The sequence below is a fragment of the Gillisia marina genome, from assembly GCF_000258765.1.
In the GTDB taxonomy this organism is placed as follows: Bacteria; Bacteroidota; Bacteroidia; order Flavobacteriales; family Flavobacteriaceae; genus Gillisia; species Gillisia marina.
This window is the reverse complement of record NZ_AJLT01000024.1, coordinates 21,974-45,880: the sequence shown is the minus strand read 5'-3', so window position 1 is coordinate 45,880 and position 23,907 is coordinate 21,974. Positions and strand designations below refer to the sequence as shown.

24 protein-coding genes, 1 tRNA gene and 1 pseudogene are annotated in these 23,907 nt (G+C 34.7%); 13 read left to right on the top strand and 13 right to left on the bottom strand.

Annotation, left to right across the window (positions count from 1 at the left end; all coding sequences use genetic code 11):
• Positions 1-201: 201 nt before the first annotated feature.
• Positions 202-1,254: an NAD(P)-dependent alcohol dehydrogenase gene (locus ON07_RS07800; protein WP_010229747.1), complete on the bottom strand. Its 1,053-nt coding sequence runs from the start codon at positions 1,252-1,254 to the stop codon at positions 202-204.
• A gap of 225 nt (positions 1,255-1,479) precedes the next feature.
• On the opposite strand from ON07_RS07800, the gene ON07_RS07795 reads away from it, so the two are divergent.
• From ON07_RS07795 to ON07_RS07785, 3 genes are all read left to right on the top strand, one after another.
• Positions 1,480-2,643, top strand: a complete 1,164-nt coding sequence (locus ON07_RS07795; RefSeq protein WP_010229745.1) for a trans-sulfuration enzyme family protein — start codon at positions 1,480-1,482, stop codon at positions 2,641-2,643.
• A 26-nt stretch (positions 2,644-2,669) separates the two neighbouring features.
• A complete protein-coding gene (gene bshB1 / locus ON07_RS07790) occupies positions 2,670-3,386 on the top strand; it encodes a bacillithiol biosynthesis deacetylase BshB1 (RefSeq protein ID WP_010229743.1) in 717 nt (238 codons plus the stop codon).
• Positions 3,387-3,445: 59 nt separating this feature from the next.
• Positions 3,446-3,521: transfer RNA gene (locus ON07_RS07785), tRNA-His, on the top strand.
• A 205-nt stretch (positions 3,522-3,726) separates the two neighbouring features.
• On the opposite strand, the gene ON07_RS07780 is transcribed toward ON07_RS07785, so the two are convergent.
• The 3 genes and pseudogenes from ON07_RS07780 to ON07_RS07770 all read right to left on the bottom strand — a co-directional run bounded on the left by ON07_RS07780 (position 3,727) and on the right by ON07_RS07770 (position 5,459).
• The gene (locus ON07_RS07780; RefSeq protein ID WP_010229740.1) at positions 3,727-4,272 is read right to left on the bottom strand and encodes a pyridoxamine 5'-phosphate oxidase family protein; all 546 of its coding nucleotides are present in this window, start codon (positions 4,270-4,272) and stop codon (positions 3,727-3,729) included.
• Positions 4,273-4,300: 28 nt separating this feature from the next.
• Positions 4,301-4,667 (bottom strand): annotated as a pseudogene (locus tag ON07_RS07775) (DUF2200 domain-containing protein).
• Between the two features lie 66 nt (positions 4,668-4,733).
• A complete protein-coding gene (locus ON07_RS07770) occupies positions 4,734-5,459 on the bottom strand; it encodes an SIMPL domain-containing protein (protein WP_010229735.1) in 726 nt (241 codons plus the stop codon).
• An 82-nt stretch (positions 5,460-5,541) separates the two neighbouring features.
• Between ON07_RS07770 and guaA the strand changes: the two genes are divergently transcribed.
• Genes guaA through ON07_RS07745 form a run of 5 tightly spaced genes read left to right on the top strand, consistent with a single transcriptional unit; the run spans position 5,542 to position 10,104 of the window.
• Positions 5,542-7,074: a glutamine-hydrolyzing GMP synthase gene (guaA, locus tag ON07_RS07765; RefSeq protein WP_010229732.1), complete on the top strand. Its 1,533-nt coding sequence runs from the start codon at positions 5,542-5,544 to the stop codon at positions 7,072-7,074.
• A gap of 35 nt (positions 7,075-7,109) precedes the next feature.
• Positions 7,110-9,143 carry an ABC transporter substrate-binding protein gene (locus tag ON07_RS07760; RefSeq protein ID WP_010229730.1) on the top strand — a complete coding sequence of 678 codons (2,034 nt, stop codon included), beginning with the start codon at positions 7,110-7,112 and terminating at the stop codon, positions 9,141-9,143.
• A 6-nt stretch (positions 9,144-9,149) separates the two neighbouring features.
• Entirely contained in the window at positions 9,150-9,548 is a 399-nt protein-coding gene (locus ON07_RS07755) for an OsmC family protein (protein ID WP_010229727.1), read from the top strand.
• Between the two features lie 3 nt (positions 9,549-9,551).
• Positions 9,552-9,797, top strand: coding sequence for a hypothetical protein (locus tag ON07_RS07750; RefSeq protein WP_029331680.1), 246 nt, complete (start codon positions 9,552-9,554; stop codon positions 9,795-9,797).
• A 37-nt stretch (positions 9,798-9,834) separates the two neighbouring features.
• Positions 9,835-10,104, top strand: a complete 270-nt coding sequence (locus ON07_RS07745) for a DUF922 domain-containing protein (RefSeq protein WP_155807181.1) — start codon at positions 9,835-9,837, stop codon at positions 10,102-10,104.
• On the opposite strand, the gene ON07_RS07740 is transcribed toward ON07_RS07745, so the two are convergent.
• The 9 genes from ON07_RS07740 to ON07_RS07700 form a co-directional block, all read right to left on the bottom strand.
• On the bottom strand, positions 10,101-11,042 hold the full coding sequence (locus ON07_RS07740; protein ID WP_010229725.1) for an NAD(P)H-dependent flavin oxidoreductase: 942 nt from the start codon (positions 11,040-11,042) through the stop codon (positions 10,101-10,103). The genes ON07_RS07745 and ON07_RS07740 overlap by 4 nt on opposite strands.
• A 316-nt stretch (positions 11,043-11,358) precedes the next feature.
• Positions 11,359-12,546 (bottom strand): tRNA 2-thiouridine(34) synthase MnmA, encoded by a 1,188-nt coding sequence (gene mnmA, locus ON07_RS07735; protein WP_010229722.1) that lies wholly within the window; start codon positions 12,544-12,546, stop codon positions 11,359-11,361.
• Positions 12,547-12,677: 131 nt separating this feature from the next.
• Positions 12,678-13,100, bottom strand: coding sequence for a lipocalin family protein (locus tag ON07_RS07730; RefSeq protein ID WP_010229719.1), 423 nt, complete (start codon positions 13,098-13,100; stop codon positions 12,678-12,680).
• Between the two features lie 208 nt (positions 13,101-13,308).
• Complete coding sequence (yidC, locus tag ON07_RS07725) at positions 13,309-15,165, bottom strand: membrane protein insertase YidC (RefSeq protein ID WP_010229714.1); 1,857 nt, start codon at positions 15,163-15,165, stop codon at positions 13,309-13,311.
• A 68-nt stretch (positions 15,166-15,233) separates the two neighbouring features.
• Positions 15,234-16,877, bottom strand: a complete 1,644-nt coding sequence (locus ON07_RS07720; protein ID WP_010229711.1) for a CTP synthase — start codon at positions 16,875-16,877, stop codon at positions 15,234-15,236.
• A gap of 125 nt (positions 16,878-17,002) precedes the next feature.
• Positions 17,003-17,239 carry a DUF3820 family protein gene (locus tag ON07_RS07715; protein WP_010229710.1) on the bottom strand — a complete coding sequence of 79 codons (237 nt, stop codon included), beginning with the start codon at positions 17,237-17,239 and terminating at the stop codon, positions 17,003-17,005.
• 26 nt (positions 17,240-17,265) lie between these two features.
• Positions 17,266-17,637, bottom strand: a complete 372-nt coding sequence (locus ON07_RS07710) for a response regulator (RefSeq protein WP_010229709.1) — start codon at positions 17,635-17,637, stop codon at positions 17,266-17,268.
• Entirely contained in the window at positions 17,634-18,503 is an 870-nt protein-coding gene (locus ON07_RS07705) for a hypothetical protein (protein WP_029331676.1), read from the bottom strand. The genes ON07_RS07710 and ON07_RS07705 overlap by 4 nt, the downstream gene beginning before the upstream one ends.
• 14 nt (positions 18,504-18,517) lie before the next feature.
• Positions 18,518-19,093, bottom strand: a complete 576-nt coding sequence (locus tag ON07_RS07700; protein ID WP_010229705.1) for a carboxymuconolactone decarboxylase family protein — start codon at positions 19,091-19,093, stop codon at positions 18,518-18,520.
• A gap of 398 nt (positions 19,094-19,491) precedes the next feature.
• Between ON07_RS07700 and ON07_RS07695 the strand changes: the two genes are divergently transcribed.
• The 5 genes from ON07_RS07695 (at position 19,492) to ON07_RS07675 (ending at position 23,806) form a co-directional block, all read left to right on the top strand.
• Entirely contained in the window at positions 19,492-20,055 is a 564-nt protein-coding gene (locus ON07_RS07695; protein ID WP_010229704.1) for a TetR/AcrR family transcriptional regulator, read from the top strand.
• Positions 20,056-20,124: 69 nt separating this feature from the next.
• On the top strand, positions 20,125-20,556 hold the full coding sequence (locus ON07_RS07690) for a hypothetical protein (protein ID WP_010229702.1): 432 nt from the start codon (positions 20,125-20,127) through the stop codon (positions 20,554-20,556).
• A 92-nt stretch (positions 20,557-20,648) separates the two neighbouring features.
• On the top strand, positions 20,649-21,212 hold the full coding sequence (locus ON07_RS07685) for a carboxymuconolactone decarboxylase family protein (protein WP_010229700.1): 564 nt from the start codon (positions 20,649-20,651) through the stop codon (positions 21,210-21,212).
• Between the two features lie 193 nt (positions 21,213-21,405).
• Complete coding sequence (locus tag ON07_RS07680) at positions 21,406-22,074, top strand: DsbA family oxidoreductase (RefSeq protein ID WP_010229697.1); 669 nt, start codon at positions 21,406-21,408, stop codon at positions 22,072-22,074.
• A 169-nt stretch (positions 22,075-22,243) separates the two neighbouring features.
• Complete coding sequence (locus ON07_RS07675; protein ID WP_010229694.1) at positions 22,244-23,806, top strand: NAD(P)/FAD-dependent oxidoreductase; 1,563 nt, start codon at positions 22,244-22,246, stop codon at positions 23,804-23,806.
• Positions 23,807-23,907 lie beyond the last annotated feature (101 nt).

The following is a 23,907-nucleotide window of genomic DNA, read 5'->3' as shown; positions in this document are numbered from 1 at the left end:
TCAGATATCTTTTGTAATATTTAAGAACATCTTAATACTAAAATTCAAAATTCTAAATTGAGACCCTGAACTATCCCAATGCTTCAGGATGGGTTGACGAATCAACTATAAACCACAATATTGAGGTAATATTTTTATTAGCAAAAACAAAAATGAGGTTGACGATTAGTCAACCTCATTTAAAAACAATTTTTATAAATTCTAACTTTCCTTAAGCGATTTCATATCTATTACAAATCTGTATTTTACATCAGATTTCTGAACTCGTTCGTAAGCATCATTAATATTTTGAATGTCGATCATCTCCACATCCGAAACGATATCGTGCTTCCCACAAAAATCTAACATTTCCTGAGTTTCTTTGATTCCACCAATAAGAGAACCTGCAATAGTTTTTCTGCTGGCAATTAGTCCGCCTCCGTGAATAGGGTCTAAAGGTTCAATTGCACCAACCAATACCATAGTTGCATCTCGTTTTAATAACCCTATATAAGGATTAACATCGTGCCCAACTGGTACGGTATTCAAAAGAAAATCGAAAGAATTTGCGTGTTTCTTCATTTCTTCTTCATCTTTAGAGATCAAAACTTCGTCTGCTCCTAATTTTTTGGCATCTCCACTTTTTCCCGGAGAAGTAGTTATCATAACTACATGAGCTCCCATGGCGTGGGCAAATTTAATTCCCATATGCCCTAAACCACCAAGGCCTATAACCCCCACTTTATCACCTTTTTTTACATTCCAATGGTTAAGTGGAGAAAAAGTGGTAATTCCCGCACAAAGTAGTGGTGCTACAGCTTTAATATCTAAATTTTCAGGAACACTTAAGACGAATTTTTTATCGACAACAACTTTTTCAGAATAACCCCCAAAAGTGTAACCTCCTAAATGTTTGTCTTCACTATTATATGTATACGTCGCACCATTCTCACAATACTGTTCTAAATCTTCTTTACAAGAATCACACGTTTGGCAGGAATCTACCATACATCCAACTCCCACGAGATCTCCTTCTTTAAAATTTTTCACGTTGTCACCAACTTTGGTTACACGCCCTATAATTTCATGACCAGGAACAACGGGATATTGAGAGTTTTTCCAATCGTTTTTAACCGTATGTATATCACTATGGCAAACTCCACAGTATAAGATGTCAATTTCAACATCTTCTTTGGTAATATCTCTTCTTTCTATATTTAAGGGTTCTAATTCTGCGGTTTTAGATGACGCTGCATATGCTTTAACTTCGCTCATAATTTTCTTTTTCATATTAATTTGATGTTACAAGATAAGTATTATGATATCTTGAAGTTAGAAATAAGGCTACTTTAAACTAAGTTTAACTCATTATATTAACACAGGTTAATATATCTGGAGAAGAAAATTTTGCTTTTTTGCTCTTAGATTTTAAATGAAAAGCGTTTAGATAAATTCTTTTTACATTAGAGCAAAAATTACATATACTTAACAGTATTTATTATGAAGAATAAACCTCAAGGAATTAACACTCGTTGCACCCATGCAGGAGAATTAAAAGACACTCAATTCAAAGGAGCTATTTCTCCCTTATATATGTCTACTTCCTATGCTTTTGAAGATGTAGAAGTAAAGCGTTATCCTAGATATTTCAACACGCCTAATCAGGTTGCGTTGGCCAAGAAAATGGCTTCTTTAGAAAATGGAGAAGCTGCCTTGATTTTTGGGAGTGGGATGGCGGCAGTAAGCACTTCTTTAATGGCATTTTTACATAATGGAGATCATGTGGTATTGCAAAACACCCTTTACGGAGGTACCAGTAATTTAGTAGTTGAAGAATTCGAAAAATTTGGAATTTCCTATTCGTTCACAAAAGATTTTAAACCTGAAAGTTTTGAGGCTGAAATCAAAGAGAATACGAAGGTGATTTATATTGAAACTCCTTCGAATCCTTTGCTTACCATTACAGATCTCAATGCCATCGCAAAAATAGCTAAGAAACACGGATTGGTGAGTATGATAGATAATACGTTTGCCTCCCCTGTGAATCAGAATCCTATAGATTTTGGTATTGATATCGTGATTCATTCGGCCACAAAATATATGGGAGGTCATAGCGACATCTTGGCTGGAACGGTGATTTCTTCGGAAACGCATATAGATACTATTTTTCAGCTTGCAAAGAATTTTGGAGGCAGTTTAAGTGATTTTACTGTTTGGCTTTTGGAGAGAAGTATTAAAACAATGGGTTTACGAGTGAAAGCTCAGAATAAGAATGCGAAGAAGATGGCTAAATATCTTGAAAAACATGAAGATGTAGCCCGAGTATATTATCCGGGCCTAAAATCTCATCCAGATCATGAATTGGCAAAATCTCAGATGAAAGGCTTTGGAGGAATGTTATCTTTTGAATTGAAAGAAGGTCTGGATGCTTCCATGTTTCAGAAAAAATTGAAAATGATAAAATCTTCTATGAGTCTTGCGGGAGTTGAATCTACCATTTTATCTCCAACAATGACTTCTCATGCCTTATTAAGTCCGGAAGAAAGACAAAAACAGGGAATTAAAGATGGATTGATGCGATTTTCAGTAGGAATTGAAGAAAAGGAAGACCTTATTGCAGATATAGAACAAGCATTAGCCTCGTTGAAAGAGCTGAAAGTTTAAAGAAAATAATTTAGAGTAAATAGAATATGAAATTAGATTTATTAGCTTTTGGAGCACACCCCGATGATATTGAACTAAGTTGTGCGGGAACAATTGCTAAGGAAGTTGCAAATGGGAAAAAAGTTGGAGTTATAGACCTTACTCGTGGAGAGTTAGGCACTCGTGGAACTGCGGAAATTAGAGATCAAGAAGCCGCAGATGCCTCCAAAATCCTAGGATTAAAAGTTAGAGAAAATTTAAAATTTAAGGATGGGTTTTTTATTAATAATGAAGAACACCAACTGGAAATTATTAGAATGCTTAGAAAGTATAAACCCGAAATTGTGCTTTGCAACGCGATAGAGGATAGGCATATAGATCACGGTAAAGGCTCTAAATTAGTAAGCGATGCTTGTTTTCTAAGCGGGCTTCGGAAAATTGAAACGAAAGAAGACGGCAACGCTCAAGATCCATGGAGACCAAAGCACGTATACCATTACATTCAATGGAAAAATATCACTCCCGATATCGCGGTGGATATTACCGGATATATGGATGTTAAGATGAACTCCGTAAAGGCTTATAAAACACAATTTTTCGATAAAGAAAGCAGTGAACCCTCTACACCGATCTCTAGCGACAACTTTTTTGATAGCATAACCTATCGTGCAAGAGACTTGGGACGCCTTATTGGTACCGAATATGCAGAAGGTTTTACTGTGGAACGCTATCCCGCAGTAGATTCCATTTTTGACCTAATTTAATTTCATTTTTTTCTTTGAGGAATAATAGAAAAAATATACATTTGCATCCGCGAATAAATGGTGGTTGTAGCTCAGCTGGTTAGAGCATCGGTTTGTGGTACCGAGGGTCGCCGGTTCGAACCCGGTCTTCCACCCTTTTTTAAACTCCTTAGGAAACTAAGGAGTTTTTTTTGTTCAAAATTTTGCGACAGGCTCAGAATGTCATTTCGAGCGGAGTCTAGAAATTTTCACATAAAAGGAATTTCTGCTTAAGATTGATTTGGCAATAATCAGATTCTTCACTTTGCTCAGAATGACAAAGAATTGTAATTTCTAATGAAATGAGGGATCTAAAATATATTTAAGGTACCAAAAACGTCTGTTTCCAAATTCCTTCATCTAATCTAAACCTTGCACGTAGATGGTTAGAGTCTTCCTTGAGCTTTAAATATTCCATTCTAATAGGTATAAACTCTAAGAGTCCGAAATGTAGGCGGTGAGTTCTCTCCACCTTCAATGGATTTTTAATAGGTTTGCCGGGAGGTAATAAAGTATTGTAGTTATTAATTGCTTTTCCATCTATTTTATCCTTGTGTTCTTCCCATATATCATCATCTGTATGGACAAAAATCTTTCCTTTAAGTATTAATTGCAGTTGAGTTTTGGGGTCATAGAAGAGGCAATTTGCATTCGAATTGTTTTTGATCTGCTTGATCTTAGTGGATCGAAGATCTGTATAAAACAACAAGCTTTTTTCTTCAGTAAGCCCTCTTAATATTACAGTGCGTTGCCGAACGGACGCATTTTTTCCAATTGTTGCCAGCGTACAAAAGTTGAAAGGATGTTCCTTCCCGGATGCAGCAACATTCAGTGTTTTCCATGCTTCCTGAAACAAGTCGTTTAACATTAGTCCAATTATTTATTTAATAAAAATTTTATTCTTTCCTTAAAATCTTCTCCATTTTACGCCCTTTCGCCAATTCATCCACTAACTTGTCCAGATATCTCACTTTTTGAGTTAACTCATTTTCTATTTCTTCCACCCGATAGCCACAAATCACACCCTTAATCAAAGTGACATTCGGATTTAATTGAGCTTCTGTAAAGAATTCTTCAAAGGTTACTTTGGAATTAATGAGTTCCTCTAATTTTTTTTCATCGAAGCCTGTAAGCCATTCGATCACTTGATGCAATTCTTCCTTGCTTCTTCCTTTTTTTTTCGACTTTAGTTACATAATGTGGATATACCGATGCAAAAGTCATTTTCGCAATTCGTTCATCGTGGTGACTGGTATCCTTCATAACTTTTTATCAGAATTAAATTTTAGTACAACAATTTTTATAAAAAGGCTTTAAATAAAATAAGAGCTAATCTATTTTATATTCTAAACGCATGGTAATAGAAGCGGTTTTCTTTTTGTCTTGGGTATTATAAGCACCGCTCCAACTATAGTCTTCCCCGCTATTCTGACCGGTTATCTGAAAAACGCCCATGCTGGCATTGTTAAGTTCTCCTAAATGTCCACCACTGTTCTCTGCAATTTTTTCGGCACGAACCCTTGCATCTTCAGTAGCTTTAGAGATCATTTCTATCTTAAGATCGGCAATTTTGGTATAATAATATCTTGGAGGAGTAGAGTTAAATTGTACCCCTTTATTCAATAATTCTGTGATCTCACGGGAGACCGACTCTATTAATTCCACGTTAGTAGATTCAATTTTAACCGATTGTACCAGCTCATAGGCCTTAAAAGTGCTTCCAACATAATTCCCGTTCTGATATTGATTATCTCGTTGCTCGTTGGTTTGAACAGAATTAAAAACTATGTTTTCTGAAGGGATTCCTTTTTCAATTAAATAATTTCTTACCGTTTCTTTATCCCGATTAAGATCTTCATACGCTTGTTTCAATAAAGGAAAAACTCTTACAAACTGGCCTTCCCAAACAATTAAATCTGAAGTAAAATTCTCGCTCCCAGAACCGGTTACTGAAATTACTCCAACAGGTTGCGCTCTTTTAATATATGCATTTCCCAACAAGAAGGAAGCTAGAACGATTGCAATAGAAAAGATAATGGCGACCAGATATTTCATAAAAGTATGGATTGGATATAATTAAAGGTATAAAATAATAATTCTGCTAGGACATTATTCGTTCAAATTCTTACTTTTGCGCATGCAACAAAACGTACTTATTTTAGACTTTGGATCCCAGTATACGCAACTAATTGCAAGACGAGTTAGAGAGCTTAACATCTACTGCGAAATCCACCCATACAACAATCCACCAAAAGACATTTCTAATTTTAAGGCTACTATCCTTTCGGGAAGTCCTTTTTCTGTGAGAGCAGAAGATGCACCGCATCCAGATCTTTCAGAAATTAGAGGAAAAATGCCATTATTAGCTGTTTGCTACGGAGCTCAATATTTAGCACACTTTCACGGTGGAAAAGTTGAACCTTCAGAAACCAGAGAATATGGGAGAGCAAATCTTTCGGTAATTAAAGATGCCGAAGTATTGTTTGACGATATCACAGAGAATTCTCAGGTTTGGATGAGCCATAGTGATACCATTAAGGAATTACCAACCAATGCTGTGCGTTTAGCAAGTACTTCAGATGTTTTAAATGCTGCCTACAGAATTGAAGGAGAAGAAACATTTGCAATTCAATTTCACCCGGAAGTATATCATACTTCAGATGGAAAACAATTGTTAGAAAACTTTCTAGTGAAGATTGCCGAAGTGGAGCAAAGTTGGACTCCTGAAGCATTTGTGGATATGGCTGTTTCAGAATTAAAGGAAAAAATTGGTGACGATAAGGTTGTTCTTGGCTTAAGTGGAGGTGTAGATTCTTCTGTAGCTGCGGTGCTTTTACATAAGGCTATCGGGAAGAACTTATATTGCATATTTGTAAACAACGGCTTGCTAAGAAAAGACGAATTCAATAGCGTTTTAGATCAGTATAAGCATATGGGATTAAACGTGAAAGGAGTAGATGCTTCGGCACGTTTCTTGGATGCCTTAGCTGGAATTAGTGATCCTGAAGGAAAGAGAAAGAAAATTGGGAATGCTTTTATCGAAGTTTTTGATGATGAAGCCCACCTGATTCAAGATGTGAAATTTTTAGCTCAAGGAACTATTTATCCAGATGTAATAGAATCTGTTTCTGTTACTGGAGGGCCTTCAGCAACTATAAAATCGCATCATAATGTTGGTGGCTTACCGGATTTTATGAAGCTTAAAATTGTAGAGCCATTGCGTTCACTTTTTAAGGATGAAGTGAGAAGAGTAGGAGCAGAATTAGGAATCGCAAAAGAATTGTTAGGAAGACATCCTTTTCCAGGGCCGGGACTAGCAATTAGAATTCTAGGAGATGTAACTGCTGAAAAAGTGAGAATTCTTCAAGAAGTAGATGCTATTTTTATAAATGGATTGAAAGAATGGATGTTGTACGATAAGGTTTGGCAAGCAGGAGCGATATTATTACCTGTAAATTCTGTAGGAGTAATGGGTGATGAGCGAACTTATGAAAAAGTAGTAGCTTTAAGAGCAGTAGAATCTACCGATGGAATGACGGCAGATTGGGTGAATTTACCTTACGAATTCCTACAAAAAATATCGAATACCATAATAAATAGGGTTAAAGGCGTTAATAGAGTAGTGTACGATATAAGTTCTAAGCCGCCGGCAACGATAGAGTGGGAATAATTGGTCACTAATTAATTTCAGTAAAAAAATAACATATGAGGTTTGTAATTATTATATGCTTGTTCTTTCAAGTTCTTACTACTAGTGCCTTTGGTCAGGCGTATCAATATCATACAGTTGCTGCTGGGGAAACAGTATATAGTATCTCTAAAAAATATGATATAAGCCAGGAAACCTTGCTTAAACTGAATCCTGAAGCCAAGGAAGGTTTGCAAGTAAATGCAAAGTTGGTAATTCCTATGTCTTTGGAAGAAAGTGAAACGGCTGTAAAAAAAGCAGTGAGTTTTAATTCTCATAAAGTTCAGAAAAAGGAAACTTTATATAGCCTATCTAAGCAATATGGAGTTAGTGTAGAAGACATCAAGAAATACAATAAGCAATTATATTCAAAGGAACTTCAGAATGGAGAAACTATTCAGATCCCTGTATTTGTGATAGATGAAAGCACTCCCGATAAAGTTATAATTGCTGAAAATAAAGAAAGACCTGCACCAGGGAAAGTTATAATTGAAGAAAGAAATCCTGATATAAGGAATTCAAGAACTTTTCCTGAAAATAAACCTGCTGCTCAAACCGGTAAAACGAGAGAGCATATTATTCTTCCAAAGGAAACAAAATATGGGATTGCCCGTAAATATAGGATGACAGTAAATGAATTGGAGGCGCTTAATCCTAAAGCCGGAATCTTACAACCCGGAACAATGATTAGAGTGAATACAGATGTATTGGATCAGCCTGTGATTATTACCAATGATGCTTTCGAATTTTACGAAGTACAGCCACAGGAAACCATGTATGGTCTTACAAGAAGATTTCAAGTTGCTGAAGATTCTTTAATCGCTTTAAACCCTGCATTAAAAGATGGACTTAAATGGGGGATGGTATTAAAAGTACCCACTAAAGATTCTAAGGGAAATAAACTAGATGAGTTATTTGAAGTAAAAGGTGAAGCAATGCCTTCTTCAGAATTATCTAAAATGGATCTTTCTAAAAATATTAAAAGCTACGATCCTAAAAACCTAGTTTTGATGCTTCCTTACAATCTTAGCAAAATTAATAATGATTCTATTTCTAATGCCAAAGAGCTGATTCAAAAGGATCGTGTTTTGCGTATCTCTTTAGATTTTTATAGCGGAGCTATAATGGCAGTAGAACGAGCTAAAGAATTAGGTATTTCTACGAATCTTCGTGTTTACGATACTCAAAATCAAGCAGGAAAGGTATCTTCTTTAATTGATGCTAACGATTTTAGAAATGTAGATGCTGTAATAGGTCCGTTATTACAAGCTACTTCAGAAGAGGCAGCTTCAAAATTAATGAGTTTAAAAGTTCCGGTAATTTCTCCGATGACTAATAGGGAATTAAGATCGATACCGAATTTATATCAATCCCGTCCTAGCGATGAGATGCTAAGAGAAGCGATGATTGTTTACCTTCAGAATAATTCTCAAGGTAAAAACGTGATTATTGTTGCAGATGGAGCATCTTCAGCCATAAAAAGTAAATTGGTGTCGGCTTTGCCTTCAGCAAGAATTCTTAATCCACAAGCAAATAATGTTACTGAATCTAATTTAGCTTCGGTTCTTGATAAATCTCGTGAGAACTGGGTGATTTTAGAGTCTGAAAACATCGCCTTGCTTGGAAGTGCAACTTCAGCATTAAATAGATTGGCAAGAAATAACAGAATCACATTATTTACCACCTACAAAAACAGCACTTTTGAAAGTGATGTAGTTAATAATGAACATTTAGGGGAGTTGAGATTTCATTTTCCTTCAGAATATAAAGAATTCGATGAGTCTGTAACAGATAGTTTTGTGGATGCCTATAAATCTAAATATGGATATGTGCCTAGTAAATATACGGTAAGAGGATACGATCTTACATTGGATATATTATTAAGATTGGGTGCAATGGGAACTATGGAAGAATCTGTAAATGCCAATATTATTACAGAGTACGTAGAAAATAAATTTCTTTATAAGCCTAAAACAAATGGCGGATTTTATAACGATGCGATTTATATTATGCATTTAAATAAGGATCTTACATTAAGCGTTGCAAAATAAAAAAATATGACTTCTAAAGTAATTTATAAAGGAGACCTCCGCACAGAATGTGAGCATATCCAGAGCAGCAATAAATTTATTACCGATGCCCCTGTAGACAATAATGGGAAAGGCGAAGCTTTTTCGCCAACTGATACTGTAGCCACTGCATTGGCCTCCTGTATGCTTACCATTATGGGTATTAAAGCAAATGAGCATAATTTGGATATCAAAGGAACTTTTGCTGAGGTTACAAAGCATATGGAAGCTAATCCGCGACGAATTTCCAAAATTGATGTTCTCGTAAATGTAAAAGGAGAAATTACCGATAGGGATAAAACTTTGCTGGAGAATGCTGCTAAAACATGCCCGGTGATTCACAGTATTCACCCGGATATCATTAAGAATATTTCTTTTAATTATTAAATATTGAAGGCGCTTTTCTTCATATTAGTTTTATCAATTTCTAAATTTAGTTATGCGCAATTTAAAGATTTAAAAATTGCTTGGAGTGAAGAAACTCGGTTAACCTGGGAAGATTTTCAAGGAGTGCCAAGAGTAACAATTCCCTTTCACGCAAACATTAATACAGGACTTACTTATTATTGGAGAATTCAAGGGACTTCTTATAGAAAAGAACTGGAATATAAGGTAGAAACTTTTTTTTTATCCTGAACTAAGTTGGGTGCATCCAAACTCAAAAAATGAATATATGCTTAAACATGAGCAGCTTCATTTCGATATATCCGAATTACATGCCCGAAAATTAAGAAAGGAATTGTCAAATTTAAATGTTTCTAACTTAGATAAAAATTCGCCTGACTATTTAAATAAATTATACAAAAAAATAGATAAGAAGCTAAGGGCTATGCAAGATGCTTTCGATAAAGAGTCTAATCACAGTCTAAACAAAGAAGCCGAACTCAAATGGCAGCAATTTGTTGAACAAGAATTAAATAAATTTGAGAACTTTAGTTCTTAAAAACTAGCGACTTGTTTCCTTACCATTTCGAATTCTGATATGATTTCTTTAATAATTTCTCCCGCAGGTTTTATTTCATGAATTAATCCTGCAATCTGGCCTATTTCTAGTTCCCCATCTTCTAAATCTCCTTCAAACATTCCTTTTTTGGCACGTGCGCGACCTAAGAGTTCAATAAGTTCTTCCTTTGTTGGGGCTTTTTGATATAAATTTTGAATTTCAAAAAAGAATTTGTTTTTCATCATGCGCACAGGCGCCAGTTCTTTTAAAGTTAGCTGCGTATCTCCTTCTTTAGCTTCTATTACTTTGTTTTTAAAATCTGGGTGTGAGGATGCTTCGTTACTAGCCACGAAACGAGAACCAATTTGAACGCCATCTGCACCTAAAACCATCGCAGCAAGCATTCCTCTTCCAGTGGCAATTCCTCCAGCGGCGATAAGTGGAATGTCTAGTTGCTCTTTTACCATAGGTATTAAAGTGAAGGTTGTGGTTTCATCTCGACCATTATGGCCTCCGGCTTCAAAACCTTCAGCAACTACAGCATCTACACCGGCTTCTTGCGATTTTAATGCAAATTTCACACTGCTAACTACATGAACCACCGTAATGCCATGACTTTGTAAATGTTTGGTCCAGGTTTTTGGATTTCCTGCAGAGGTAAATACAATTTTAACCCCTTCTTCAATAATAATTTCAATGATCTTCTCTATATCTGGATATAACATAGGAACATTCACAGCAAAAGGATTGTCTGTAGCTTTTTTGCATTTCTGGATATGCTCCCTTAGAATTTCCGGATACATGGAACCGGCACCAATGATGCCAAGTCCGCCATTGTTACTTACTGCACTTGCAAGTTTCCATCCGCTTGCCCAGATCATTCCTGCTTGAATTAAAGGGTATTTTATATTGAAGAGTTCAGTAATTCTATTTTGCATATTTTATACTTCAGGGTTATTAGATTTTTAGGATTATCTACACCAGATTTAACTTTATTTTATTGATTTTCAAAACATTTAAAATTACACGTGTGTCTGTTCGAGCCCTTCGTCTGCGCTCAGGATAAACTAAAGTCGAGAACTTTTGAGTTTCAAAAAGAAGGTTTCGACTCCGCTCAACCTGACATCTCATAGGTTTTATATATTGCTATGAAAATGACTAATTATCTCTTTAATTTTATTCAAAAGCCACGAATTCAAGAATATAATAATTTTAGATTCGTTAATATGTGGCTATTTTTTAATCAGGTTTATTTTAAGAGATCACTCCGGAACCTACTAATTCATCTTCCAGATACCAAGCAACAAACTGACCTTCTGTAATTGCCGATTGTGCTTTTTCGAACAGTACGTATAGTCCGTTTTCGGTTTGATGCAATGTAGCTTCCTGCAATTCTTGTCTATATCTAATTCGAGCTTGTACTTTTAATTCGGCATCCGGCGCAATGGCTAGATCTCTACGAACCCAATGAATTTCGCTATTTGCAACAAATAGGGCTTTTCTAAATAAACCCGGATGTTCCTTTCCTTGGCCTGTATAGATGATGTTTTCATCTACATCTGTATCAATCACAAATAATGGTTCCGGAGTTCCACCAACTGCCAAGCCTTTTCGTTGCCCTTTCGTAAAATAATGCGCTCCCTGATGTGTTCCAACTACTTTTCCATCTGCTAATTCATACTGGAACTTCTTCGAGAGAAGTTCTAATTTTTCAGATTTTGAATTGAAGTTTACCGGTAAATTTTGATATTCTTCACGTTGAGAATCTATCTCAACAATTACACCTTCTTTAGGTTTCAATTTTTGCTGAAGAAATTCAGGCAATCGCACCTTTCCAATAAAGCAAAGACCTTGAGAGTCTTTTTTATCGGCAGTGATCAAATCTTGTTCTGCTGCTATTTTTCGTACCTCAGATTTTTGAAGCTCCCCAACAGGAAATAAGGTTTTAGAAAGCTGCTCTTGAGTGAGTTGACACAAGAAATAAGATTGATCTTTATTGTCATCTTTTCCGGCTAAAAGCTGATAGACAGTTTCTTCATCTTTCTCAATAATCCCTTTTCTACAATAATGTCCTGTAGCAACATAATCTGCTCCCAAAGAAAGAGCGATCTTCATAAAGACATCAAATTTGATTTCTCTATTACAAAGAACATCGGGGTTTGGGGTTCTACCCATTTTATATTCACGAAACATATAATCTACAATACGCTCCTTATATTCTTCGCTTAAATCTACCGTTTGAAATGGAATGCCTAATTTTTCGGCAACCATCATGGCATCATTGCTATCATCCAACCATGGGCATTCATCAGAAATCGTTACAGAATCATCGTGCCAGTTCTTCATGAACAAGCCAATAACCTCATATCCCTGTTGCTGCAATAAATATGCGGTAACACTGGAATCTACACCCCCCGATAATCCTACAACTACTTTTTTCATATTATAATGTCAAACACTTCGGTAAATCCGAGATTTATTAAACCTTAGAATTGTCGAATTACCGATGGCAAAATTACAAAATAAAAAAGGGTAGTAAAAACTACCCTTGCTTCATTTAAATTATTTAAAATTTATCTTTTTTCGAAAACTATGTTGGTATTTTGTCCTGCAAGTAAATCTGGATAGAAAGTAAAACTTGTACTTCCATTAAATTCGGCTCTACCGGCTTGAGATCCAATTCCTTCAAAAGGAATCACAAATCTATATCTTGAATCTCCTAAGCTGCTCCAGTCGTCATTTTCAGAATTATTTACATTGCATTCGCCTCCTTCTTCAGCATATAATGCAGAATCTGCTTTAAAGTCAGATTTAAAATCAATAAACGACTGCCTATTGCAATCATTAACATCAATATTTAGTGTACCGGTATTGTTAATCTCAGCAACAAACCATTTCCCTAAGATTTGATCGTCTCCTGAATTTCCTCCGTCGTCATCGTTACTACAAGAGGTTAATAGGGCTAAGCTAAAAAATAGTATAAAGATCTTTTTCATATAAATAGGTTTTATTTGGATTGTAAAGATAAGGTTTCTCTTATAAGTGATAAAAGTCTGCTTTATTTTAGAGTTTTACAACGGCCTTAAGTTTTTGTTATGAATAGAAGACTTAAAATTTCTCGACTCCGCTCTAAATGACAATTTCGAACAAAAAAAAAGACCCGAATAAATTCGAGTCCATTTTTAATAAATATATAAGAGATGCTTATTTCTTAGCATTCTTTTGTTGTTCTGCCTGCTCCATCATCTCTTGCATTTTTCTGGCAAACTTCCCTTGTTTCTTAGGTTTCTTTTTATTCTCCTGAATCTTAGCATGAATTTTTTCTTCATCTATAATCACATACTTAATTACAAGCATGATCCCGATTGTAATTAAATTAGATGTAAAATAGTAAAGTGAAAGTCCACTGGCATAGTTGTTAAAGAAGAACAACATCATGATAGGGGATAAGTACATGATAAATTTCATGTTTGGCATTCCCGGCTGCTGATTGTTCTGCATTGTTTGCCCTGTGGTCATCATCATGTAAATGAAAATGGCAATAGATGCTAAAATTGGGAACAAACTCACGTGATCTCCATAGAAAGGTATATGAAAAGGTAATTCGGCAATAGTATCATAACTAGCAAGATCATCTGCCCATAAGAATCCTTTTTGCCTTAATTGAAATGCACTCGGAAAAAACTGAAATAAAGCATAGAAGACGGGTATTTGCATTAAGGCCGGTAAACATCCACTCATAGGGCTGGCTCCTGCCTTGCTATAAAGCTTCATGGTTTCCTGCTGCTTTTTCATTGCATTGTCCTTATATTTCTCGTTCAGCTCATTAATTTCAGGTTTTAAAACTTTCATTTTAGCCTGAGATAAATAAGATTTATAAGTTACCGGAGAAAGTACAATCCTAACTACAATGGTCATAACTATAATCGCTATTCCGTAGCTAGGTAAAAAACCGGATAAGAAAGCGAAAAATGGAATAAATACATACTTATTTATCCATCCAAAAATTCCCCAACCTAATGGCACAACTTCATCTAAATTTCTATCGTAATCATTTAAGATTTTATAATCCATTGGCCCGTAGTACCAATTCATATTGTAATTAAGTTCACCACCTTTTAATTCTAAAGGCAATGTAGATGCAAATTCTTTGGTGTATACAGTATCTATTTCTTCATCTTCAACAAGATTCTTAGAAATAAACTTTCCTCTTGCAAAAGGAGTATCGGTTAACAAGATTGAAGTAAAGAAATGCTGTTTATAGGCAACCCAAGTTACATCGTCTGCTTCATCATCTTTTAGCTCTCCTTGACCTAAATAATCATCATTACCATCCTCATATTCCCAAGCCAACTCTGTATATCTATTTTCATAAGAAATACTTTTAGAATGGCGATATCCTTTTAATTGCCAGTTTAAATTAACAGCATTTGAGCTGTTAATTACATCTCTTAAACCTTGAGATCTAATGCTGAAATCCAACATATATTCTCCGGGCTTCATTACATATACATATTCCAGATATTCCGATTCTGAAACTTTTAACTTCATAGAAAGAACTTGATTCTCTCCACTTTTAGACATGCTAGGCTCAAAATACATGTCTTTTGTATTAATCACTCGACCATCTGAAGTTGTAAAACTCAAATTAAACGACGCATTTCCATCCTTTATTAAGTAAACAGGAATAGAATCGTAGGTTTTAAACTGAGTCATTCTTGCTTCAGAAATATATCCACCTTTATTGTCGATACTAAGAGCTAATACATCATTGCTTAACTCCGTAGTCTTATTAGTAGCGGATGGCAAAGTTGCAGAATAACCAAAAGTCCCTAATGATTCCTGAACTCTGGCTCTTGCCGTAGAATCCATCTCCTGAGTTGCCACATCCTTTTGTGGAGTAACATTTTCTTGGGGAGCGGTTTCAACCTGCTCTATAGTATCTTGTTTGTCTTCAGCTTCAGTATTCTCAAAGGAATTATTGTACAACATCCAAATTAAAATCCCACCAATCAGGAAAAATCCTATTAAGGATTGTACATCAAATTTTTTTTCTTCCATGTTAAATTATAAAGTAAACTAAGCGATCTCTATCCCTTAGAGTTATTGATAGTCAAAAAAATGACCGTTTATTGATTTTGTGTCAATTTGACACTGTTTTTTTGTTTTGAGTAGGTCACGGCAGCTTTTACAAAGCCTACAAATAAAGGATGTGGGTTTGCAACTGTACTTTTGTATTCCGGGTGATATTGCACCCCAACGTACCAAGGATGGCCTTCTAGCTCCACGATTTCAACTAAACCGGTTTCAGGATTTACACCTGTGCTTTTTAATCCGGCCTGTTCTAATTCGTTCTTATACTTGTTGTTATATTCGTATCTATGTCTATGTCTTTCAGAAATTTCTTCAGATTTGTAGATGTCTTTAACAAGGGAACCTTCAGAAAGGTCGCAAGTCCAAGCACCCAATCTCATAGTTCCTCCTTTATGAGTCACTTTTTTCTGAGCCTCCATTATATCTATGACAGGATGTTTGGTTTCATGATCCATTTCCGTAGAATTGGCATTTTTTAACTGAAGCACATTTCTAGCAAATTCTATAACTGCCATTTGCATTCCTAAGCAAATTCCTAAGAAGGGAATGTTGTTTTCTCTAGCATAACGAACTGCATCTATTTTACCTTCAACCCCACGCTCTCCAAATCCGGGAGCTACTAAAATTCCGTCTAAATGAGCAATTTTATTTTTGATGGTGTTTTCGTTGATGAATTCTGAATGAATACTTTCTACAGTTACCTTTACTTCATTCTCAGCCCCGGCATGAATAAAGGCTTCTAATATAGATTTATAGGAATCCTGAAGCTCTACATATTTTCCAATAAGTCCGATTCTAACCTCATATTTAGGATTCTTATGACGTTGTAAAAATTGATTCCAACGCTCTAAATTTGGAATAGTATCATCTGGTAACAACAATTTTTTAAGAACAACGGTATCCAAGCCTTCCTCTAACATAAGGTTAGGAACGTCGTAAATTGTGGATGCATCTATAGATTGAATTACTGCTTCTTGTCTAACATTACAAAAGATGGCAAGTTTTCTTCGAATATCATCAGAAAGTTCATGCTCTGTTCTACAAACTAGAATATCGGCTTTAATTCCACTTTCCATCAAAGTTTTTACACTGTGTTGGGTTGGCTTGGTTTTAAGCTCTCCTGCAGCAGCTAGGTAAGGCACTAATGTAAGATGAATAACCAAAGCATTATCATCTCCCAACTCCCACTTTAGCTGTCTTACTGCTTCTATGTATGGTAAAGATTCTATATCTCCTACGGTTCCACCTATCTCGGTGATAACAATATCGTATTCGCCGCTTTTACCAAGAATCTGAATACGCTCTTTGATTTCATTGGTAATATGAGGCACAACTTGTACTGTTTTACCTAGAAATTCACCCCTGCGTTCTTTTTCAATAACACTTTGATAAATTCTACCGGTGGTAACATTGTTTGCCTGTGATGTTTTTACATTCAAAAAACGCTCATAATGGCCTAGGTCCAAATCTGTTTCCGCTCCATCTTCAGTCACATAACATTCGCCATGTTCGTAAGGATTAAGGGTTCCGGGATCTACATTTATGTAGGGATCTAATTTCTGAATTGTAGATTTAAATCCACGAGCTTGTAATAATTTTGCCAAAGAAGCAGCGATAATTCCCTTTCCTAAAGAAGATGAAACCCCGCCGGTGACAAAAATATACTTGGTTTCGGCCATTTTGTAAGTATTTGTTGTGTTGCTTTATTCAGGGCGCTAAATTACAAAGAAGAATAGAAAAAAAACTCGCAATTTTAAGGCTAATATTTTAAGGTAGGAATGCTTTCAATAATGAGCTGGAATGCTCAATTATTAGGGTATCTCATGCGGATATTACGCAGAATGCTTTCCATACCATTTACCTTAAGTTCGGTGACTTGTTGTAGTTGATCTCCTAATTTTCCTTCCGGGAAACCTTTTTGTCGGTACCAAATAAGATAATATTCTGGAATTTCCGATAGAAATAAGCCCTTGTATTTACCAAAATACATCTTGGCGTAGGCTAAGTCTATAAGTGCTTTTTTATCGGGTTTTAATTCCATGTTGTAAATGTAAGTACAAACATTATTTACTTACAATATTTAGAACATAATTGGGAAATCTTATTTTGATTTAGCGGTTTGATGATAAAGTCTTCTACGAAATCATATTTTAAGGCTTTATCTTTATCTAAATCACTGGTGCTTGAGGTTAAAATTATAATTTTTGGCCTGTAATTAATTTCTACAAGTTTATCCAAAAATTCCCATCCGCTCATTTCCGGCATGTTGAGATCTAGAAAAATAATTTCATTTGGCTCTTTTAATTTTAGAATTTTTTCTAAAGCTATAACTGGATTTGTGAAATCTGATATAGGAATAGTAACCCCCTCTATTTGTAGAAGTTTTCTAGTAATAAAATTTGTGATAGGTTGATCGTCAACCAAAATTACAGAGTTCATTCTTTAGTTACTTTTAAATGTTCCAATTCCTTTGTTGCCATTAAAATAACTTCCTTAAGAACATTATCCATTTCTTCTGCTGAAGATTCTATTTTAGGAATTAACTCACTTCTTATTTCAGTATCAGCAAAATGAGGAAAAAGACTAATTAAGCCTTGAATTCTAGATAAGGGTTCTCTAATATTGTGAGCATTTAAGGCTGAAATATGTAAAAGTTTTTTGTTTTTTTCTACAATTTCCTTTGTTCTTTCATCGATTATCTGCTTTTGATTATTGACAATGTTTTGAATCTCACTATTTTTTAATCTAATTGTTGCTAATGCTTCTACAAGCGATTTGTTCTTTTTATATAGCATCCTAGCCAAATAAATTTCATGGAATTTAGCTTCGAAACAATCTACTGCAAGTTTTAAGATTTCAAGATCGGCAACCGTGAAAGCTTTGTTTTTATCAGAAATTAAGGTTACCGTAACTTTTCTTCCATTATTGTTAAATAGCCAGGCCCACATTTCAGGATTTTGTAATGCAGAAGTGTCTATATTTCTTTCTAACCATTCCATTGGAACTTTATCAGTACAAATTGGTATCTCCCTTTCCAATAATTCCTTTTCATGAGATAATATTTCTGCCTTTTCTTCAAAATCATAATCTACCTCATCTTTAGTCAAAGAGAAAAGCAAATATTTGTCTCCTTGCTTTACTGCAAGCCGAATTATATGATAATTTAAAAAGTATTTTAAATGAGTTTTGGATACTTCACCAACTTCGGCTAAAGTCTGGCATCTACTAATTTTATTAGCAAATTTTGAGTATGCCTCATAGGTCATCCTATAAAGTTGGGCGGAATTTTTAGATACATCTTGCATGGGTATGAGTGCTGTTACTCCAGAGTTTCTAACAGTTCATTGTCAATTTTAATTCCAGAAACATCTGCAATTGTGTTCAACATATTTACTAAATCTGCTTGTGCCATTAATTCTTGAATCTCTTTCCTGTTAAAACCGGCATTTTCTAATTCTTCAAAATCTGCATCTCCAATATTTTTATGGTCTAATGCTGCCTTCGTAATTACATTAACAGCAGTTCTGTAACTAACAGGCATACTTGGAGAATCTAAATTTTCTGTCGCTTTAAAACCTTCTGCTTCACTTATCATGCTACTCATACTATCTGCAAAGATTCCATGCGCGTGAGAACAATAATTACAGCCTCTTTCCTTGGAAACGTTATAGATAATAAGTTGTTTTAAAACATTTGGAACTTCCCCTTCCATAAGGGTAGACTTAAGTTTATTCCAGTTTCCATTTAATAAAGTAGCATTGTCGCCTTGGCATTTAAACCAATTAAGGACAAAAGGAAGTTGTAAGGTTTTTTTAGTATCGTCGTAAATAGCTTGTACTTCTGGAGAAGCATCATCATAAGAGATCATTTGGTAGCGAGAGGTAGTTGTGTTCATATTTATAATGAGATTTTGGGGTTAAGATGATATTAGGAAGGAATATACATAAAATTTCAAAAATATAAAGTTTTATAATTATTAGTCATAATATTGAATTGTGGATTAATTCAGATTTAGAACTAAAAGATTAATTTGTACCGATATAAATTGCAAACCATTTTGGAATTGGATTTAAAAAAATGAGAGCATGAAAACTTAAATTTCTTTAATGCAGTTTTTGAAAGGAGGGTTTGAATTTGTTTTAAATCTCACTTTTAGAACCTTCTATAAATGCATGAAATGAAGATTTTAGATCAATCACTATTCGATTCAATACTCATTTCTGAATTAATTAAAAGTTAAATAATTTTTTATAACTAAGCGATTGCATAGTTTTGTATTGAAATCAAATTTTAATGGCAAGAAATAAGCAATATAAAGAAGAAGATGTGATCCAAAAGGCTATGAATCTTTTTTGGCGTAATGGTTATGAAGCAACTTCTGTACGTATGTTGGAAAAGGAAATGGGAATTAACCAATTTTCTATTTATTCTAGTTTTGGTAGTAAACACGGTGTTTTTGTTGAAAGTATTAAAGCGTATAAGCGGGAGTTGAATACAATTAGAATTTCATTACAAAATTCGAATAATGGTATCGTGGGAATCAAGCAATTTTTCTACGACTTTTTAGAATTTACTAAAGAAAATGAGGTGAGAAAGGGGTGCCTTGTGTGTAATGCAGTAAGTGAATTAGCGACCAATGCTGAACCAGAATTAATGGTGGAATTAATGAAATTTACAGAGGAGATTAAATCTTTATTTATTAAGAATTTAAAACAAGAAAAAAATAGAACGGAAGAAATAATAGAAAAAGAATCCAATTTTTTAACAACCTCCCTACTAGGTCTTTCTTTAGGCTCCAGATTTCAAGGTGAATCTCAGCTTGTAGATTACATTGAAACGATATTTAAAAGAATATAACTTTTTTTATTATTAAACTAAGCGATTGCTTAGGTGGTTTTTAAGTAGTAACATTAAAAGATAAATGACATGAAAACTTTAGTATTAACCTTAACATTATTAATATATACAGTAACACTACATTCTCAAGACTATGCAGTATCAACGAAATCTAAATCTAAAATTGAAAAAAGTACTACAAGCTATAGCTCACTTACTCAATTTACTTCAGAAGTGATTTCAATTGAAAATTTTAAGTATCGGGATTATTTAAAAGAAGCAAAAAAATCGAATGCTAGTTATCATTTAGATGGAAAAATTTTCACCAAAGTAGAACTAACTAAGCTCCTAAGAAAAAATGCCATTTCTTCAGAAAGTTATGAGGATTTTAGTAAAGGAATTGAGAAGAACTACCCTCAGTTAAAGAGTGTACTTTCCGATGAAGAATTACAGGCATTGTATGAAAATTTTCGAAAAGGAGCTCTAAATACCTATATCCAAAACTTGACAGAGACTTGGTAATTAAATTGATATTTTACCAAATTAATTCTTTTTGTCATTTAAATCTAAGCAATTGCTTAGAGATTATTAACAATTATTAAATTTTTAAAATTATGAGTACATTAAAAGTTCACACAATCGAGTCTGCACCAGAAGAAAGTAAGGCGTTATTAGAAAACTCTCAAAAGGCATATGGCATGGTGCCGGCTTTGCATGGAGTATTGGCTAGTGCTCCCAAGACATTAGAGGCTTACCAAATGCTGCATCAACTATTTGTAGACTCATCCTTCAATAACGAAGAGTTAACCGTGGTATGGCAAACTATAAACGTGGAACATGAGTGTCACTATTGTGTGCCGGCGCATACAGGAATTGCAGCGATGATGAAGGTAGATGAAAAGATTACAGAAGCTTTGCGCAATAGAACACCTTTGGAAAATCCAAAGCTAGAAGCATTAAGGGAAATGACTTTATCTTTAGTACGGAATAGAGGGAATGTGAACGATAATGATATTCAAGCTTTTTACACCGCCGGATATGGTGAAAGACAAGTGTTGGAAATTATTTTAGGAGTATCTCAAAAAGTAATTAGTAATTACACCAATCACATCGCAAAAACTCCGGTAGATGCTCCTTTCCAAAAATTTGCTTGGAAAAAAGAGGATACAAGTGTTTAAAATTTGAGCTTATAACATTTAAATAAGCCTTCTGAGATCCTTCCGGAAGGTTTTGTTATAGCTAAATACAATCAATAGGGATAATAGAATTTTTATAAGATAATCCTCAGTACATTAATGTTGAAGGCGAACTACAAATTAGTGAAATTGTAAGCTAATTTTATTCTTAAGAAAACAACCTTAAAATATTAACATGAAAGATAAAATTAAAATAGGTATAGTGTCAGATGTAGTGTGTCCTTGGTGTACCATTGGATACAAACGTTTGGAAAAAGCCATTGCTGAAATGGGGATTCAAGATAAAGTTGAAATTGAATGGCATCCTTTTGAGCTTAACCCAAATATGCCTGTTGAAGGCGAAAATGTGCAAGAACATATTGCAAATAAATATGGGGCAAGTTTAGAAGATCAAAAACGTTCTCAAGAGCATATGACGCAAGTTGGAGCTGAACTGGGTTTTAAATTCGACTATTTTGACGATATGAAAATCGTAAATACTAGAGATGCACATATTTTACTTGAGTATGCAAAGGAAAAAGGGAAGCAAACTGCGTTGAAAATGCGCTTAGTAGCATCTTTCTTTAGCGAAAGAAAAGATGTTTCAAAAAGGGAAGTTTTAAAACATGCTTTGCAAGATGTTGGATTAAATGCAGATGAAGCCTTGTTAAAATTAGAAAGTGATGATGCTAGATATGAGGTTCAAACAAAAGAAGCATACTGGCAAAATTTAGGAGTGACCTCGGTACCCACAATAGTATTTAATCAAAAAAGTGCAGTTACCGGCGCACAACCGGTTGCTGTTTTTAAAGAGGTTTTAACCGAACTATTACAAGAAGCAGACGCTAATGAGAAAAATGAATAGATTGGCTTTATTCATTATTTAAAAAATTCAGGTTTTTTAGAATTAAGCAGACTTAGTATCATATTGATTAATATGGCGTTAAGTCTGTTTTCAGTTTATTAAGAAGTACAAATAAAGTGACATCTTTTCTGAATTAATAAATACTTAAATTTGCCTCATATTTAGAGTCATGAAATACGAATATCAATTACGTGTAAGTCCGGAACAAGCAGCTAAAGACGAACTTTTATTACGAGAAGTGTCTAAGCATTCCGGTATTTCCACTAAAGAGATCAACCATGTTGAAATCTTAAAAAGATCTATAGATGCTAGACAGCAATCTATTAAGATCAACTTAAAAGTTGATGTGTACGTAAATGAATTTATGAAGCAAGTTCCTCTCGAGCTTCCGGAATATCCTAATGTAAGCAATAAGGAAGAGGTTTTTATCATTGGCGCTGGTCCGGCAGGTCTTTTTGCAGCACTCCGGTGTATAGAACTTGGTAAGAAACCTGTGATTGTAGAAAGAGGGAAAGATGTTCGCACTAGAAGAAGAGACCTAAAGGCGTTGAATATAGAGCATGTTGTTAATGAAGATTCTAACTATTGCTTTGGAGAAGGGGGAGCCGGAACCTATAGCGATGGAAAATTATATACGAGATCTAAGAAAAGAGGGGATGTAAACAGAATTCTTAAATTGTTGGTTGCTTTTGGCGCAACAAATGAAATTTTGGTAGATGCACACCCGCATATTGGAACCAATAAACTACCCGCGATCATTGCAAGTATTCGTGAAAAGATTATCGAAATGGGTGGGGAGGTGCTTTTTGAAACAAGGGTAACTGATATTCTGATTGAGGATGATACTATAAAGGGAATCAAAACCTTGAAAGGTGAAACTTTTAAAGTAAAAAATTTAATTCTTGCGACTGGTCATTCCGCGAGGGATATTTTTGAGTTGCTTTATAGAAAAGGAATTAAAATTGAAGCCAAGCCCTTTGCTTTAGGAGTGCGAATTGAACATCCACAACAATTAATAGATAGAATTCAATATAAATGCGACGATAGAGGCGAATTTTTACCTCCATCTCCATATAGTATTGTTAAGCAAATAAGAGGAAGAGGAATGTACTCTTTTTGTATGTGTCCCGGAGGTGTAATTGCTCCTTGTGCTACAAGTCCGGGAGAGGTGGTTACCAATGGTTGGTCTCCAAGTAAAAGGGATCAACCCACTTCTAACTCTGGAATTGTAGTAGAATTAAGATTAAATGATTTTAAGCAATTTGGAGATTCTCCACTAGCAGCAATGGAATTTCAAAAAAGTATAGAACAAACCGCTTGGGTGCAGGGTGGCAAAACACAACGTGTTCCTGCACAAAAAATGGTTGATTTCGTGGAGGGTCGAATTTCTTCAAATTTACCCACAACATCATATAAACCCGGAATAACTTCAGTGGATCTTAAAAATGTTTTTCCGGAATTTATTCACTCCACGTTACAGCAAGGATTTAAAGAATTCGGAAAAAGTATGCGTGGGTATTATACCAATGATGCAGTAATACATGCTCCAGAATCTAGAACATCTTCGCCGGTGAGAATTCCAAGAGATCTAAAAACTTTGGAACATATCCAGATTAAAGGTTTGTTTCCTTGTGGGGAAGGAGCAGGATTTGCCGGAGGAATTATTTCTGCAGCCATAGATGGTGAGAAATGCGCAGAAAGCTGTATTGCATTGATGAATGCAACTGTATAAAAGCATATTTAAAAGGTTAAAAATTATATAATTATAGTCATTATTTTAAGGCTATTTTTCACTTTTGCCTAGCTTCAAAAATTATAAATTTCAAGCAAAAA

Excerpts from the sequence above, each read along its gene's own strand:
- ON07_RS07755 (WP_010229727.1), top strand. The coding sequence starts at position 9,150 with ATGACTTCTAAAGTAATTTATAAAGGAGACCTCCGCACAGAATGTGAG.
- ON07_RS07705 (WP_029331676.1), bottom strand. The coding sequence starts at position 18,503 with ATGCAAGATGTATCTAAAAATTCCGCCCAACTTTATAGGATGACCTAT.
- ON07_RS07710 (WP_010229709.1), bottom strand. The coding sequence starts at position 17,637 with ATGAACTCTGTAATTTTGGTTGACGATCAACCTATCACAAATTTTATT.
- ON07_RS07800 (WP_010229747.1), bottom strand. The coding sequence starts at position 1,254 with ATGAGCGAAGTTAAAGCATATGCAGCGTCATCTAAAACCGCAGAATTA.
- ON07_RS07680 (WP_010229697.1), top strand. The coding sequence starts at position 21,406 with ATGAAAGATAAAATTAAAATAGGTATAGTGTCAGATGTAGTGTGTCCT.
- ON07_RS07730 (WP_010229719.1), bottom strand. The coding sequence starts at position 13,100 with ATGAAAAAGATCTTTATACTATTTTTTAGCTTAGCCCTATTAACCTCT.
- ON07_RS07685 (WP_010229700.1), top strand. The coding sequence starts at position 20,649 with ATGAGTACATTAAAAGTTCACACAATCGAGTCTGCACCAGAAGAAAGT.
- ON07_RS07690 (WP_010229702.1), top strand. The coding sequence starts at position 20,125 with ATGAAAACTTTAGTATTAACCTTAACATTATTAATATATACAGTAACA.
- ON07_RS07715 (WP_010229710.1), bottom strand. The coding sequence starts at position 17,239 with ATGGAATTAAAACCCGATAAAAAAGCACTTATAGACTTAGCCTACGCC.
- ON07_RS07675 (WP_010229694.1), top strand. The coding sequence starts at position 22,244 with ATGAAATACGAATATCAATTACGTGTAAGTCCGGAACAAGCAGCTAAA.
- ON07_RS07795 (WP_010229745.1), top strand. The coding sequence starts at position 1,480 with ATGAAGAATAAACCTCAAGGAATTAACACTCGTTGCACCCATGCAGGA.
- mnmA (WP_010229722.1), bottom strand. The coding sequence starts at position 12,546 with ATGAAAAAAGTAGTTGTAGGATTATCGGGGGGTGTAGATTCCAGTGTT.
- ON07_RS07745 (WP_155807181.1), top strand. The coding sequence starts at position 9,835 with ATGCTTAAACATGAGCAGCTTCATTTCGATATATCCGAATTACATGCC.
- ON07_RS07695 (WP_010229704.1), top strand. The coding sequence starts at position 19,492 with ATGGCAAGAAATAAGCAATATAAAGAAGAAGATGTGATCCAAAAGGCT.
- ON07_RS07740 (WP_010229725.1), bottom strand. The coding sequence starts at position 11,042 with ATGCAAAATAGAATTACTGAACTCTTCAATATAAAATACCCTTTAATT.
- guaA (WP_010229732.1), top strand. The coding sequence starts at position 5,542 with ATGCAACAAAACGTACTTATTTTAGACTTTGGATCCCAGTATACGCAA.
- ON07_RS07720 (WP_010229711.1), bottom strand. The coding sequence starts at position 16,877 with ATGGCCGAAACCAAGTATATTTTTGTCACCGGCGGGGTTTCATCTTCT.
- yidC (WP_010229714.1), bottom strand. The coding sequence starts at position 15,165 with ATGGAAGAAAAAAAATTTGATGTACAATCCTTAATAGGATTTTTCCTG.
- ON07_RS07700 (WP_010229705.1), bottom strand. The coding sequence starts at position 19,093 with ATGAACACAACTACCTCTCGCTACCAAATGATCTCTTATGATGATGCT.
- ON07_RS07760 (WP_010229730.1), top strand. The coding sequence starts at position 7,110 with ATGAGGTTTGTAATTATTATATGCTTGTTCTTTCAAGTTCTTACTACT.
- ON07_RS07780 (WP_010229740.1), bottom strand. The coding sequence starts at position 4,272 with ATGTTAAACGACTTGTTTCAGGAAGCATGGAAAACACTGAATGTTGCT.
- bshB1 (WP_010229743.1), top strand. The coding sequence starts at position 2,670 with ATGAAATTAGATTTATTAGCTTTTGGAGCACACCCCGATGATATTGAA.
- ON07_RS07770 (WP_010229735.1), bottom strand. The coding sequence starts at position 5,459 with ATGAAATATCTGGTCGCCATTATCTTTTCTATTGCAATCGTTCTAGCT.